This window comes from Cohnella rhizosphaerae (assembly GCF_029525575.1).
In the GTDB taxonomy this organism is placed as follows: Bacteria; Bacillota; Bacilli; order Paenibacillales; family Paenibacillaceae; genus Cohnella; species Cohnella rhizosphaerae.
Map to the genome: position 1 here is coordinate 1,044,143 of NZ_JAPDIA010000008.1, position 13,896 is coordinate 1,058,038.

Sequence of the window (13,896 nt, forward strand, 5' to 3'; positions counted from 1 at the left end):
CATAAAAATAAATTATGGAGTTTATGTCCTACAAATCGACTTAAGGGCACAGTGTATTCTTGATTCTCTTAAGGTAGATTGATGTTGTTCTATCAGGGATATCTCGGCGATTCCTTGTATGAAAGCGGCATCATGGCAGGCGTTTGCGTCAAGGACGGCGGGTTGTTGGAATTTTCTCAAAATCACTGGAAGGATTTACAAAAGTTATGGAAAGGAGGTATGGATGTTGGGCTATTTTATTCATGCTCTAAATTCATCGTAATTAGCTGCCAGAGGACACGCGAGATTTTTTGAGATTAAAATGTGAAGTTTGATAACGGATTATTTATGAGGAGGTAAAGAGGTATGGAGAAAAAGGTAAAGTTAAAGGTATTTATGACTTTGGCAGCCGGGGTTATAGGCGCGTTAGGTTTTTCGGCTCCGCAGGCTTCGGCTTCTATTGATCGGTTTATCATAGGCGCATACGGTAATCCCGAGGGAGCGAATATAAACGCAACGCAATTTCAGTATCTCAATAACGCTCATGTCAATGAAATACAGCTTTCTTGGGGGTATGATCAATCCAATACTGCAACCCCTGTACAGCAAATACTGGGACTGGCTAATCAATACGGCATTAAAGTCCAGGTTTCCGATATCAGAATGAGACCCTGGTGGTATGAGGATTTAACCCATGCACAGATCGATTCCATTATAGGCGACGTAACCTCCAGTTATAGCAGCTATCCTGCCACGGATGGATATGTCGCTTTCGATGAACCGGGAAATACAACGAAAGATATCGATCGGGCCGGATATGCGAATAAAAAGTTTCTATCCTTCATGCCGAATGCAAATAACAGCTTAAATTTACTGCCGATATATGCCTATGGCGGTATGGGATATACAGGGTATAGAGATTACGTGAGTCGCGTAATTAATACGGCAGGTGCGCAAAATCTAAAGAGCTTGAGTTACGACTTCTATCCCTTCCCGGCCGGAGGTGGAACAGCCTCAGATTATTTCCAGAATGCGGAAATATTTAGAGAGATAGCTTTAAAGTACGGTATCAAGAATACAATGGCTTATTTACAAACCGGCAATTTTCCCGGCGTTCGTTTGCCGAATCAGAATGAAGTGAGATGGAATATTTATACGAATGTAGCGTATGGAGTTAAAGGGTATTTTACATTTGTTTGGTGGTTGCCGCAATCCAACACGGATATGCCTTATGCCGTTATTGCGAAGGACGGGACTCAATCGCCCGTATATTTATACTTGCAGAATGTAAATGCGGAGATTGAAAAGTTGGGACCGACGCTTATCGGTTTGGATTCGCTCGAGGTATACCATGCAGGTTCGTGGTTGCCCCTCGGGACCAATCCCGTTCCAAGCGGCTATTTCTGGCAGCCTACGAATAACGTTAACAACCATATCATCTCGCATTTTAAAAATGCGGCCGGCAGGAACTATGTAATGGTCGTTAATGATGATTATTCAAGCAGCCAGACGCTAAGCTTCAATATTCCATCTAAGCCATCCGGTATTACCGAGGTTTCCAAAACGACGGGACTTGAGGCGGCTACGAACTACAACAGTTCGACAGGTAATATCTCTGCCACGTTCCTACCTGGAGAAGGTAAACTGTATGCGATAACCGGGTCGATCACGAATGACTTCATGGTAAACGATACCGACACGAATATCATATATACCGGTTCCAGTTGGGTCTATGGCAATAATAGCGGAAGCGGTCAATACAACAACGATGTACATTACATGAGCGGTAATGACGATTATTTCGAATACACGTTTAACGGAACCGGCGTGCAATTTATTGGAGATCTGCAGGCTACCCACGGAACGGCGGATGTTTATATTGACGACGTTTTCCAGCAGACCGTGGACTGTTATCGCGTATCTACCCTTGCTCAACAGGTGCTGTTCAGCAAATCGGGATTAACATCGGGCACGCATACCATAAAAGTCGTAAAGAAAAGCGGAAGCTATATCAATGTGGATGCCATCAAAGTCTTTACATCGGCGGTTCCGACTTCCGAGTTAGTACCGGTTGCGACCACTTTCAAACACAACGATACCGACGGAAAAATTTTATATAGCGGCTTAAGCTGGGGCTATGACCGGGATAGAGGCGTTGGAGAGTTTAAGGATGATATCCATTTTATGACCGAAAACAACGATTATTTTGAATTTACGTTTACCGGTACAGGCGTAAGTTATATCACGGACAAAAGGAGTAATTCCGGAACCGTAGATATTTATATCGACGGCGTTTTCCAGCAAACGGTAAATTGTTTCAATACATCGACTCTCGTGCAACAGTCCGTTTACACGAAAACCGGGTTAACCGCGGGCACGCATACCATAAAGGGTATAAAGAAAAGCGGAACCTATGTAGATGTTGATGCTTTTGTGGTAACTGAAGCCAATCCTTCTACGCTCATCAAAATGTCGGCCGGGAAATCCTATACGAAATCCATTCAACCAAGTTCATCGTATCCGGATACTGACAATGCCGAATCAACCAACGGAATTATTGCAGGTCCCTTCAGCGACGGGAAATCTTACGGTTACAATATTTCAAGCGGTCAAACGATTAATGTTGATTTCACAATGGATTTAAGCGCGAATAAAACATTAAGACTTGTCAAATTTTTAAAACAAAGCGGCAACATCCAAAACTATGCGCCGGACAGCATAACTGTATACACTAGCACGGACGGAATCAATTTCACTCAAAAAGGTCAGTCCACTTCAGCCGTAAATGGCTGGTACGAAGTAAAGTTTGCTGATACCACTGCCAGATATGTCAAGGTAAAGGCGACCAAGACCTATGGAAGCAATGCAGATTGGCTGTTCGTGGATGAGATTGAAGCATACGGAATATAGTAAGCACGAAAGAAATAGTCTTGAAGTTAAAGGAAATTGACAGACCGTACGGAAGGAAATCGACAATCGAAAAAAGGAGCATCCGAGACCGAGTCTCCGATGTTCCTTTTTTTTTGCGGTTGTGGTGCGAATCCGATTCTGGCGTGTACCGTTCGTTGAGTCACTAGTGGCCAATGAAAGGGCAAGGGAATCTGGAGAATCGAGTCAGCCAAAATCATTGCCGTTCTAGCGAGTTTGGTAAGGGAGGGAATTAATATTGAAATAATACAGAAGAAAGAATACCATAATATAAACAACCATAAAAGGAAGGATTGCCCAAAAATGAAACGAATGAATGCCTTACTGGCCTCGCTATTGGCAGCAGCTATAGCGTTACCAGCCACAGCATCAGCACAAGGGAGCAATTCTTCCACGCAAGGACAAATTCAGGTATATATGGATCAACAGAAGTTAAATTTTGATGTTCCACCCGTAAATCAAGAAGGAACAACGCTTGTTCAGTTTCGAACAATTTTTGAGAAATTAGGATACTCAGTGAAGTGGAATCAGAGCAATAGGTCTGTTACTGCATTTAAAGAAGGAACTACAATTGTGCTCTATATTAATGTGAAAAAGGCATATATAAACAATGTAGAAGTATCGTTGGAGAAAGCTCCAGCCATCATAAATGGTAGTACATTAGTTCCACTTCGGTTTGTGAGTGAAACCAGCGGAAGAACGGTTATGTGGTATGGTAACACACGGACGATTGCAATAGGCAACGCAGTGATAACACCATCAGGGTCTCCAACTCCAAGCCCGACTCCAGTGCCGACAGCTACACAAACAATAACGCCAACACCATCGGCAACACCAAGTCCGACGCCCACGCCCACAGCAACCCCGACACCTATAGTAACACCGATACCTACACCGATGAAAAGAGCAACAGAGGTAGGAGACGGATATAGAGGTTATGTTAGTAAAGATGGGAAGATGGATTCGGGCACAATTCTTATTGATAGGACTGAAATATTAGGTGGACTAATGTCAATATACTACGATCTTTTACCCATTAAAACGACAGAATGGCCTAATGTTGATGGCTTCATCGAAGTTAGATCGGCGTTTGATTATACTTCAGTAAGAGATGAAATTCGAAGCGAAACTGATTGGGATTCTTTTGTTATTATCCATAATTTAGATAACACTAAACAATATGAATATAGCTCCAAATCTAAAAAAAGGTTTTGTCGTTGTCGGGGATCGGGCGTTTCTTCCGATAAATTTAATATTGCAACAACTGGGTATGAATATTGCTATGCAAATTGATGATGTGAATAAGAAAATTATCTATACGATGTGAACAATGAAACAAAAACCAAACAAAAAAGCCTACAATAAAGTAGGTTTTTTTTATTTAAACTGATGTCAGAGGACAAGTGTCGGAGGTCAAGAACATTGTCCCAGTAAAGCCGCATTAGTCCGGCTTTTTTTTTAAGGGATCTCGTCGTGAAGGAGAATCAGTCCAACGTAACTGGTATCGAAGATCAAAATCCAATAAGGATTTTGGGCTAGTTTCAAGCGAGGAGAATAACACTAATAAACAAACTTGATGTCAATCCCGACGGTAACATACGATGCCTGCATACTTGGCTGACTTCTTGGCCGATAATGATAGCGTGTTCTTTATCCGTAAATCGCCACTGTACGAAATTGAGGAATTGTGTTTACAATTAGACTATGAGGTGGGGAAATGAGCAAAAGAAATGATATTATGATGGCTACGCTCGATCTAATTCACGAAGAGGGCTTACAGTCGGTCACTTTCGCCAAAATATTCAAGCAAGCGAATGTAGGGTCGGGCACGATCTATAACTATTTCGCGAATAAAGAAGAATTGGTAAATGAAGTTTATAAAGAGTCGCGTGAAAAAATGGGGGGAATACCTGCTACATGATTACGATGTGAACGCTAGTATGTATGAAAGATTCAAGTGCCTGCAATCAAATCGGTTGCGGTTCGGCATACATTTTCCGAAGATGTTTTTATTTATCGATAGTTACTCTTTTTCGCCATATATATCGCCGGAGTTGCGAAATAAAGATGATGGTCACAATTCAAGTGAAATCGTGAGGGACTTGATTGTCGAAGGTCAGAGGCAAGGGATCATTAAAGAAATGGATTCGCATCTGTGCCATCAGCTCATCCATGGCATCATTTCATCAATTTTGAAAGGGTATTATGTAAATAAATATCCTTTAAACGAAGTACAAATTCAACAAATAATCGAGGCATCATGGAAAGCAATACTCGTATAAAAAGAGCTCTGAGAACGTATTTAAACTTTGACCCACAAGAAGGTACTTTGAAAAAAGTGTCCTATCTTGTGGGTCATTTATGTTTCATTCCAAGGGAAGAGACGGAGAGCGAGATTTATTCGTTCGATTTGATCTTGGTTTGCAGGGCGATTTTGGGCCTTAGCATCGGTATAATTTCGCCGACTCTCAACTCGTTGATCGCTGAAAACCTCCAGGGTGAGGCTCGGGCGCGAATGAACGGCATTCAAACTTCCATCAATGCATCGGCGGCGCTCTGTTCTTGTCTATCGGTGGATTCATTGCCTCGCCAGGGTGGAGAGACGTCTTCATGACTTTGCATATCTTGAGCATAAAGTGGATAACTTATAATTACTTGCATAACGAGGAGGAGACATTATGACACAAATTAAAGCGAACGAACCCATACTGACGTTTATTAACGTGTTCAAAGTTGAGCCAGAAAACCAACAGCGTGTCGTCGAACTGCTGACCCAGGCGACTGAAGTATCGGTTAAATATGCCCCTGGATTCATTTCTTGCGCGCTACACAAAAGCACGGATGGAACGAAAGTTACGATGTACGCGCAATGGAGAAGCAAGGAGCATTATGATGCAATGCGCGATGATCCGAAGCCGCTGCCTTTCTTTAAAGAAGCCCTGACAATCGCTACTTTTGAATCGGGTATGTATGAGGTCGTAAAAACATTTGAATATACGAAAGAATAATGATGAAGTGAAACAAGTTCCCGCGATATGAGCACTCCGGCGAGTACTTTAACGGAGCTTTGCAGGAAAAAACGCGACTTGTTACGGCACTCGGCAGAGCAGGGGGAAGCCGACGATATCGGAGGCGTCGTCGCCGCACTTTGCTCTCCGGAGATGGGCTGGGTCATCACGCAAAGAATCGAGGCATCGGGCGGCATGCTTCTGTAAGCCGCATACGTCTTTAGTTGCAAGAAAGACCGATTCCATAGCGAATCGGTCTTTCTTGCAACTAAAGACGATCGGGAATGCAAAAAATAAACCGTAATGTCCGAAACCTAATTTATTGGAATTTATGTTCCGATATGATGTTGGACTCTCAAATTTGAACGTGTTTAAGTATTATGTTGAACGGCCGATGTTCACTGTTTATAAAATCAAATGGAACGTTCATTCCATAATTGCTTGACTAACATCCGGCGGAGAGGTATACTAGGTCTCGTGGAACAAACATTCCATATTAATGCGGTACAGAGGAGGCGAACGGTATACAGCGAAGACGAATAATCGAAAGACTCGTCACTCTGCCGCCATGCCATAGAGTCAAAAACTATACGTTCCTAAAGGAGAAACGAAAATGAAAATATACGACAAACTCTTTATCGGCGGGCAATGGAAAGCGCCAATCAACCAAGAAGTCATCGAAATTCGTTCCCCGCATGACCAATCCGTTGTAGGCAAAGCGGCTCAAGCTTCTCCGGCTGATATCGATTTGGCCGTTGCCGCGGCCAGAAAAGCGTTCGATAACGGTCCTTGGCCGAAAATGACGCCGGGCGAACGCCAAGATCTCGTCGCTCGCTTCAATGAATTGCATGCCGCACGCGCGGACGAAATCGCGGCTCTAATCAGTTCTGAGAACGGCACGCCTAGCTGGTTCACGAACGGACTGCAGCACTCTCTGTCCGAGCAAACGAACGCTTATCTTCGCGCCGCAAAATCGTACGCTTGGGAAGAAACGCTGAACGACGGCAAAGGTCCGATGATTCGCCGCGAAGCTGTCGGCGTCGTCGCCGCGATCATTCCTTGGAACGCGCCGCACCAATCCGCTCTTGCCAAAATGATTCCTGCATTGCTTGCCGGCAATACGGTCATCCTTAAAGCATCGCCGGAAACGTCCATTAACGCGCTCTTGCTGGGCGAAATCTTCGCCGAAGCCGGATTTCCCGAAGGCGTCGTAAGCATCGTGCCGGCTGGCCGCGAAACAAGCGAATATCTCGTCTCCCATCCAGGCGTCGACAAAATCGCATTTACGGGTTCGACCGGAGCCGGTCGACGAATCGCTTCGATCGCGGGCGAGCAGCTCAAGCGTGTAAGCTTGGAGCTCGGAGGCAAATCAGCGACGATCATTCTCGACGATGCGGATCTCGAATCCGCCGTTCAAGGCCTGAAATATACGTCTTTCGTGAACAACGGAGAAAGCTGCGTCGCGCATACCCGCGTGCTTGTCTCCAAAAAACGTTATGAAGAAGCAGTCGCCTTGATCAGAACGATGACCGAAAGCCTCGTCGTGGGCAATCCCGCGGAACCTGCGACCTTCATCGGTCCAATGGTACGGGAAGATCAACAAAAACGCGTTCAATCCTATATCGAACTGGGAATTAAAGAAGGTGCGCGTCTCGTTACAGGCGGAACGGAAGTTCCCGCGGGCTTGGAAGGCGGCTTCTATGTCAAACCGACCATCTTCGCGGACGTCGACAACAGCATGCGCATTGCGCAAGAAGAAATCTTCGGTCCTGTGCTCGTCGTTATTCCTTACGAAGACGAAGCCGATGCCGTGCGTATCGCGAACGATTCACCTTACGGCCTTGGCGGTGGCGTCTGGTCGGGCACGAAGGAACACGGTGTGGAAATCGCTCGTCAAATCCGCACGGGTAACTTCGTCGTCAACGGCGCGACTGCGTCATACGAAGGTCCGTTCGGAGGCTATAAAGCGAGCGGCATCGGCCGCGAATTCGGCGTCATCGGCTTAGGCGCGTTCGTCGAGTATAAGGCGATCAACATCTAATTAAAGGATACGGGCGAATGGCGTAAATCCCGGCCGCTCAGCAAACCCATTTGCCCTTAGTCGTTCCGGCAGGAGCGATTAAGGGCATTCATTTTAAGGAGAGGTGGAGAGAATGGGCAAGAGACAAGATATTATGGATGCCACGCTCGACTTGATTCACGAGGAAGGGCTGCAGTCGGTGACCTTCTCGAAAATATTTAAGAAAGCGGACGTCGGATCAGGCACGATTTATAATTATTTTTCGAACAAAGAAGAATTGGTCAACGCCGTCTATAAGGAAGCGCGAATGCTAATGGGGGGAATATATGCTACAAGGTTACGATCCGACGGCAAGCCTTTACGAGCGGTTTAAATGCCTTCAGTTGAACAGGCTGCGCTTCGGCATTCATTATCCGAAGGAATTTCTGTTTATCGACAGCTTTTCCTTCTCGCCGTATATATCACCCGAGCTCCGCAACATGGACGATTCCCGGAATTCGGTCGAAGTCGTGCTTTCCCTGATCGTCGAAGGCCAAAAGCAAGGCCTATTCAAAGAAATGGATACCCATCTGTGCCATCAATTCATTCACGGCATTGTGTCTTCGATTCTGAAAGGCTATTACGTGCGGAAATATCCGTTAAACGAGAGCCAAACGCAGCAAGTCCTGGAGTCGTCCTGGAAAGCGTTGCTTGTTTGAATTGCCATGATATCCCAAATACTTTGCGGAATATAAATTCCACCTATCGCACTTGATTGAAAAGATTAATTTGACGCTTGCAATGTAATAAACGATCAAACTCCTCATAAATGCATGAGAAAATCGCGGGAAGTATAATTTTTACCGGATTAATTGGAATATATATTCCATTTTTCATTGACTCATGAGAGGGTGAAGAGCTATACTTTCTTTGGAACAAACATTCCGAACATCGGCGCAAAGGAGATCATGAATATGCAAAAGGTATGGTTGATTACGGGCAGCTCGCGCGGGTTCGGCCGCAGTCTCGCCGAAGCGGTTCTCGCGAAAGGCGACCGCCTCGTCGCAACGGCTCGGAAAACGGAGCTGCTCGCCGATTTGGCGGAGCGCTACGGAGACCTGGTTCGCCTCGTTACGCTGGACGTTAATGAGTACGATCAAGCTCAGGCGGCTATCAAAGCCGCGTTCGAAGCGTTCGGTCGTCTGGACGTGCTCGTGAACAACGCGGGTTACGGCAACGTCTCCTCCATCGAGGAAACGTCGATGGAAGATTTCCGCGCTCAAGTGGAAACGAACCTGTGGGGCGTCGTCAACGTGACGAAGGCCGCATTGCCTTTGCTGAGAGAACAGAGACACGGCCACATCGTTCAGTTCTCCTCCATCGGCGGCCGTATCGGAGTGCCGGGCCTTGCGCCTTACCAAGCCGCGAAATGGGCGGTCGAAGGCTTCTCCGAAGTATTGGCCAAAGAAGTCGGATCGCTTGGAATCAAAGTGACGTTGGTCGAGCCAGGCGGATTCCGTACCGACTGGGCAGGCTCCTCGATGCAACAAGTCCAGCCTCGCGCCGAGTATCAAAACACGGTCGGCTACATGATGAAGCACTTCCGCGAAAATACCGGCAAGGAAAAAGGCGATCCGGCTAAAGCCGCGCAAGCGATCATCACGATCGTGAACGAAGATAACCCGCCGCTTCGCTTGCTGCTCGGAAGCGAAGCCGTCGAGCTCGCGAACGCGATGGACAACGGAAAGCTGGAAGAAACGAAACGATGGGAAGCGATCAGCCGCTCGACCGATTTCTGATTTCTAAAACAATCCCTAAGGGCGAAAGAAGGTTTCGTCATTGAAAGCAAGCGCAAGAATCGCATTATTGTCGTTGGTCGTTACGACTACCTTCGGAACGATGATGGCCGCACCGGCGCTTAAACCGCTGGCCGTGGCGTTCCCGAATACGGACGCTCTATTGGTACAATGGGTCGTTACAATATCTTCTTTATTCATATTGCCGACTTTATTTTTATCTGGAACGCTGGGCAGAAGATTCAATCGTAAATCGATTCTGATCACGGGTCTGGTCCTGTATTTGATCGGAGGCGTCGGCCCGGCTTTTATGCATTCGTTCGATTTAATCTTGGTTTGCAGGGCGATCTTGGGCCTTAGCATCGGCTTAATCTCGCCGACCTTCAATTCGTTGATCGCGGAAAACTTCCAGGGAGAAGCGCGGTCGCGGATGAACGGCATTCAAACGTCGATTAACGGTATCGGCGGCGCCATTTTCCTTTCGATCGGCGGTTTCATCGCATCGCTGGGGTGGAGAGACGTCTTCATGACGTATTTCTACGCTGTCGTGCTGCTGATCTTGGTAATCGCGTTTCTTCCTAAATTTCCACCGCTTCAAACCGGTCAATCGGCGAAGTCTTCCGCCAAGCTGCCGAAGTTTTTCATCGCGGTCGCGATCGCGGGCGGCTTGCATACGATGATGTTTGCGTTGATTCCGACGAATCTTTCGCTGTTCATCGCGAATAATGGAATCGGCAGCGTATCGTCGGCGGGTTACTTGATTGCCTTTTCGTTAGTCGGCGTTTTTATCGGCGGACTTTCCGTAACGAGAGTAACCAAAGCATTCAAAAAAATGCTCGTTCCGCTCGTTTTAATTTTGATGGGCGGAGGTTTCATGCTCCTTTCTTCGACCCACGCGGTATGGACGGTCGCCTTGGCGGTGTTCATGATCGGTTTGGCCGAAGGGGTGCTCTTCCCGTTATCCTTCATTAAAACGTCGGAAGTCGTTCCGACGATAATCGTTACGACGGGCATTTCCTTGCTGCTCGCGTGCGTATATACTTGTCAATTCCTGAGCCCGTTATTCGTAAAAGGCGTCGAAGCGCTGCTTCGTTCGGATTCGACCCGCGACGTGTTCACGGCCGTAGCCGTCGGTTTGGCCGCGGTTGCCGTCGGATTCCTGCTTTTTTCCCGCAACAAGATGCGCGCAACGTTGCTATCCGCAACAAATAACTAATAACAGGCGGTGCTTCCTAATGAGACACATTGACAAAATATATATTAACGGCGAATTCGTAACCCCGCGCGGCACGGAGCGCCAAGAATTGGTGAATCCTTCGACGAGGGAAGTATTCGCGACATTGGCGCTCGGCAACGAGGAAGATGCTAAGCTTGCGATCGCGGCTGCCAAAGCTGCATTCCCCGCTTTCTCCAGAACGACCGTGCAAGAAAGAGCGGATATGCTGCAACGTCTGAACGATGCCATCTTGGCGAGAACCGACGAACTGGCGGAAGCCAACATTCTCGAATACGGTGCTCCCAGAATGCTCTCCGTTCCTCGCGTGCAACTGGCCGCGATGAACTTGATGATCAGCAAAGAAGCGCTCGAGGAATTCGAATTCGTTCATTATATCGGCAAAGCCAAAGTCGTATCCGAGCCTGTCGGCGTCATGGGGATCATCACGCCATGGAACGCGAGCTATTCGCAAATTACGGCGAAGCTTGGTGCCGCTATCGCCGCGGGCTGCACGGTCGTCATTAAACCGAGCGAAATGAGCGGCTTGCAAACCCAGCTGTTGACCGAATGCTTCGATGCGGCCGGTATTCCTGCAGGCATCATTAACGTCGTTAACGGTCTTGGCGCAACGGTCGGGGCGGAATTGACTCGTAATAAGGACGTCGCGATGGTCAACTTCACCGGCTCGACTCGGGTCGGCAAAGAAATCCGCAGAGCGACGGTAGACTCGATGAAACGCGTGACTTTGGAGCTGGGCGGAAAATCGCCTTATATCGTGTTCGACGACGCGGATTTCTCCAAAGCGATTCCGGCCGCCGTCAAATCGTGCTTCTCGAACAACGGCCAAGCTTGCGTTGCCGGCACGAGATTGCTCGTTCCCGAACATCGCTTGGAAGAAGTAAAACAGTTGGCACGCGCAATGGTGGAATCGATGAAAGTCGGCTTGCCGACCGAAGCCGATACGAATCTCGGTCCGATCGTGTCGGAGAAGCAATACAATCAAGTTCAGCACTATATTAACGTCGGCCTTCAAGAAGGTGCGGAGCTCGTGGTCGGCGGCGCAGGCCACCCAGCAGGACTGGAGCAAGGTAATTTCGTAAAACCGACCGTATTCGCCAACGTTAGGGAAGACATGACGATCGGGAAGGAAGAAATTTTCGGACCGGTACTTTCGATCCTGACCTTCAAAACCGAAGAAGAAGCCATCGAAATGGCGAATAACACGGACTATGGCCTTGGCGCGTATATCAACTCGAGCAACCTGGAGAAAGCGAACGAGCTGGCTACCCGGATTCAAGCCGGTTCGGTGCTCATCAACGGCGCCGGCTTCGAGATGAAAGCTCCGTTCGGCGGCTACAAGCATTCCGGTATTGGTCGCGAGTACGGCGTTCACGGTCTGAAAGACTGCTTGGAAACGAAGACGATCACTGGCTACGATTTGCCGATGTAACTCGCGGCTGCTCTTTGAAAACCAAGTTCTAAGTCAAGAACTTGTTCGCAAGTGCAATTGAGGGAATACTGCACACAAGTTCCGCTCGAGAATTGTTTTCGGCTATAGCCGGTCACTAACTTTGAGTAAAGATACTTTTGAAAGTTTTTCAGCAGGATAAACTAAAATATCTCATCTTAAGGGAGAAGTGATTAGATATGTCTAAAGTTTGGCTCATTACCGGCAGCTCTCGAGGTTTAGGTCGTCAATTGGCGGAAGAGGTACTGGCTAGCGGCGATAAATTAATCGCTACGGCACGCAAAGCCGACCAACTTCAAGATCTCGTTGTACGGTACGGATCTCAAGTTCATCCTGTATCGATGGACGTAACCAAGCCGGAAGAAGTAAAGAAGGCAATCTCAACCGCGATCGAAGTATTTGGAAAGTTGGACGTGATTGTGAATAATGCGGGGTACGGTAATATTTCCGCGATCGAAGAAACTTCAGATGAAGATTTCAGAGCGCAGATCGAAACCAATATGTGGGGCGTCATCAACGTTTCCAAAGCCGTTCTTCCTTATATGATCAAACAAGGATCTGGGCACATCATTCAAATATCTTCCGTGGGCGGTCGGACGGGAGCTCCAGGCCTCGGGGCTTATCAAACGGCTAAATGGGCAGTAGAAGGATTTTCCGAAGTGTTAACCAAAGAAGTCGCGCCTCTTGGAATAAAAGTGACGATCGTTGAACCGGGCGGATTCCGTACGGATTGGGCCGGCTCCTCCATGCAACACGTTGAACCGGGCGATAATTATAAATCCACCGTTGGGCTGATGCTTCAACGCACCCGTGAATCGAGCGGCAAACAACCTGGGGACCCTGTAAAAGGCGCAAAAGCGATCGTAACCGTCGCAAATGCCGAAAATCCTCCTCTTCGGTTGCTAATGGGTAGCGACGCGGTGAAAATTGCGAATATAGTGGATCAGGCTAAACTTGATGAAACGAAACGATGGGAACAATTGAGCGTATCGACGGACTTCTAAATAGGGGAGAGTGGATCGAATTGGAAGGACAAGCAGGTCGTAAAACGGCGTTGATAACGGGAGCAGAAACCGGCATCGGAGCTGCTACCGCAGTCGAATTAGCCAAACGGGGAATAAATGTCGCGTTGGTCTGGCGAAGAATCGCGCCCCCCTCTGGATGCATGGAACTATGTCATGAACGTGAACCTGAATTCCGTATTCTACAGTATGAAGTATAAAATACCGGCTATTCTAAACGCTGGAGGCGGCGCGATCGTAAACGTGGCCTCCGTATTTTCCTCTAAGGCGCTTCCTCAGCGCGCTGCCTATACGGCAAGCAAGCACGGGGTAATCGCAACTCCGATGGTCGATGCCGGCGGTGAAGAAGCAGTTCATATCGCGAAATCCATTCCGCTAGGCAGAATGGGGCAACCGTGCGAAGTAGCTAAAGTGATCGCGATGTGCATGTCGTCGTAGACGGCGGTTTCTTGATCTAACGGCTCCTTCTCCTTTAAGCAA

General features: G+C 47.6%; 15 protein-coding genes. All 15 read left to right on the forward strand.

Features of this window, described 5'->3' with window-relative positions; translation table 11 throughout:
• Positions 1-345 precede the first annotated feature (345 nt).
• The 15 genes from OMP40_RS28380 (at position 346) to OMP40_RS28450 (ending at position 13,854) form a co-directional block, all read left to right on the forward strand.
• Positions 346-2,889 (forward strand): discoidin domain-containing protein, encoded by a 2,544-nt coding sequence (locus OMP40_RS28380; protein WP_277536350.1) that lies wholly within the window; start codon positions 346-348, stop codon positions 2,887-2,889.
• A 321-nt stretch (positions 2,890-3,210) separates the two neighbouring features.
• Positions 3,211-4,200 (forward strand): copper amine oxidase N-terminal domain-containing protein, encoded by a 990-nt coding sequence (locus OMP40_RS28385; protein WP_277536352.1) that lies wholly within the window; start codon positions 3,211-3,213, stop codon positions 4,198-4,200.
• A gap of 424 nt (positions 4,201-4,624) precedes the next feature.
• A complete protein-coding gene (locus OMP40_RS28390; RefSeq protein WP_277536353.1) occupies positions 4,625-4,828 on the forward strand; it encodes a TetR/AcrR family transcriptional regulator in 204 nt (67 codons plus the stop codon).
• 19 nt (positions 4,829-4,847) lie between these two features.
• Positions 4,848-5,189, forward strand: coding sequence for a hypothetical protein (locus tag OMP40_RS28395; RefSeq protein ID WP_277538079.1), 342 nt, complete (start codon positions 4,848-4,850; stop codon positions 5,187-5,189).
• A gap of 396 nt (positions 5,190-5,585) precedes the next feature.
• Positions 5,586-5,915, forward strand: a complete 330-nt coding sequence (locus tag OMP40_RS28400; RefSeq protein ID WP_277536354.1) for an antibiotic biosynthesis monooxygenase family protein — start codon at positions 5,586-5,588, stop codon at positions 5,913-5,915.
• A 78-nt stretch (positions 5,916-5,993) separates the two neighbouring features.
• Positions 5,994-6,122 (forward strand): hypothetical protein, encoded by a 129-nt coding sequence (locus tag OMP40_RS28405; protein ID WP_277536355.1) that lies wholly within the window; start codon positions 5,994-5,996, stop codon positions 6,120-6,122.
• Positions 6,123-6,528: 406 nt separating this feature from the next.
• Positions 6,529-7,956 carry an aldehyde dehydrogenase gene (locus OMP40_RS28410; protein ID WP_277536357.1) on the forward strand — a complete coding sequence of 476 codons (1,428 nt, stop codon included), beginning with the start codon at positions 6,529-6,531 and terminating at the stop codon, positions 7,954-7,956.
• 112 nt (positions 7,957-8,068) lie between these two features.
• Complete coding sequence (locus tag OMP40_RS28415) at positions 8,069-8,308, forward strand: TetR/AcrR family transcriptional regulator (protein ID WP_277536360.1); 240 nt, start codon at positions 8,069-8,071, stop codon at positions 8,306-8,308.
• Positions 8,262-8,633, forward strand: coding sequence for a hypothetical protein (locus tag OMP40_RS28420; RefSeq protein WP_277536361.1), 372 nt, complete (start codon positions 8,262-8,264; stop codon positions 8,631-8,633). Before OMP40_RS28415 ends, OMP40_RS28420 begins: the two co-directional genes overlap by 47 nt.
• 255 nt (positions 8,634-8,888) lie before the next feature.
• Positions 8,889-9,713 (forward strand): oxidoreductase, encoded by an 825-nt coding sequence (locus OMP40_RS28425; protein ID WP_277536363.1) that lies wholly within the window; start codon positions 8,889-8,891, stop codon positions 9,711-9,713.
• Positions 9,714-9,816: 103 nt separating this feature from the next.
• On the forward strand, positions 9,817-10,926 hold the full coding sequence (locus OMP40_RS28430) for an MFS transporter (RefSeq protein WP_277538082.1): 1,110 nt from the start codon (positions 9,817-9,819) through the stop codon (positions 10,924-10,926).
• Between the two features lie 19 nt (positions 10,927-10,945).
• On the forward strand, positions 10,946-12,376 hold the full coding sequence (locus OMP40_RS28435; protein WP_277536365.1) for an aldehyde dehydrogenase family protein: 1,431 nt from the start codon (positions 10,946-10,948) through the stop codon (positions 12,374-12,376).
• A gap of 197 nt (positions 12,377-12,573) precedes the next feature.
• On the forward strand, positions 12,574-13,398 hold the full coding sequence (locus OMP40_RS28440) for an oxidoreductase (RefSeq protein ID WP_277536367.1): 825 nt from the start codon (positions 12,574-12,576) through the stop codon (positions 13,396-13,398).
• On the forward strand, positions 13,365-13,616 hold the full coding sequence (locus OMP40_RS42415) for an SDR family NAD(P)-dependent oxidoreductase (protein WP_277536371.1): 252 nt from the start codon (positions 13,365-13,367) through the stop codon (positions 13,614-13,616). Before OMP40_RS28440 ends, OMP40_RS42415 begins: the two co-directional genes overlap by 34 nt.
• On the forward strand, positions 13,516-13,854 hold the full coding sequence (locus OMP40_RS28450) for an SDR family NAD(P)-dependent oxidoreductase (RefSeq protein ID WP_277536374.1): 339 nt from the start codon (positions 13,516-13,518) through the stop codon (positions 13,852-13,854). Before OMP40_RS42415 ends, OMP40_RS28450 begins: the two co-directional genes overlap by 101 nt.
• Positions 13,855-13,896 lie beyond the last annotated feature (42 nt).

Excerpts from the sequence above, each read along its gene's own strand:
- OMP40_RS28435 (WP_277536365.1), top strand. The coding sequence starts at position 10,946 with ATGAGACACATTGACAAAATATATATTAACGGCGAATTCGTAACCCCG.
- OMP40_RS28380 (WP_277536350.1), top strand. The coding sequence starts at position 346 with ATGGAGAAAAAGGTAAAGTTAAAGGTATTTATGACTTTGGCAGCCGGG.
- OMP40_RS28450 (WP_277536374.1), top strand. The coding sequence starts at position 13,516 with ATGTCGCGTTGGTCTGGCGAAGAATCGCGCCCCCCTCTGGATGCATGG.
- OMP40_RS28415 (WP_277536360.1), top strand. The coding sequence starts at position 8,069 with ATGGGCAAGAGACAAGATATTATGGATGCCACGCTCGACTTGATTCAC.
- OMP40_RS28410 (WP_277536357.1), top strand. The coding sequence starts at position 6,529 with ATGAAAATATACGACAAACTCTTTATCGGCGGGCAATGGAAAGCGCCA.
- OMP40_RS42415 (WP_277536371.1), top strand. The coding sequence starts at position 13,365 with ATGGGAACAATTGAGCGTATCGACGGACTTCTAAATAGGGGAGAGTGG.
- OMP40_RS28390 (WP_277536353.1), top strand. The coding sequence starts at position 4,625 with ATGAGCAAAAGAAATGATATTATGATGGCTACGCTCGATCTAATTCAC.
- OMP40_RS28425 (WP_277536363.1), top strand. The coding sequence starts at position 8,889 with ATGCAAAAGGTATGGTTGATTACGGGCAGCTCGCGCGGGTTCGGCCGC.
- OMP40_RS28430 (WP_277538082.1), top strand. The coding sequence starts at position 9,817 with ATGGCCGCACCGGCGCTTAAACCGCTGGCCGTGGCGTTCCCGAATACG.
- OMP40_RS28440 (WP_277536367.1), top strand. The coding sequence starts at position 12,574 with ATGTCTAAAGTTTGGCTCATTACCGGCAGCTCTCGAGGTTTAGGTCGT.
- OMP40_RS28400 (WP_277536354.1), top strand. The coding sequence starts at position 5,586 with ATGACACAAATTAAAGCGAACGAACCCATACTGACGTTTATTAACGTG.
- OMP40_RS28420 (WP_277536361.1), top strand. The coding sequence starts at position 8,262 with ATGCTACAAGGTTACGATCCGACGGCAAGCCTTTACGAGCGGTTTAAA.
- OMP40_RS28395 (WP_277538079.1), top strand. The coding sequence starts at position 4,848 with ATGTATGAAAGATTCAAGTGCCTGCAATCAAATCGGTTGCGGTTCGGC.
- OMP40_RS28385 (WP_277536352.1), top strand. The coding sequence starts at position 3,211 with ATGAAACGAATGAATGCCTTACTGGCCTCGCTATTGGCAGCAGCTATA.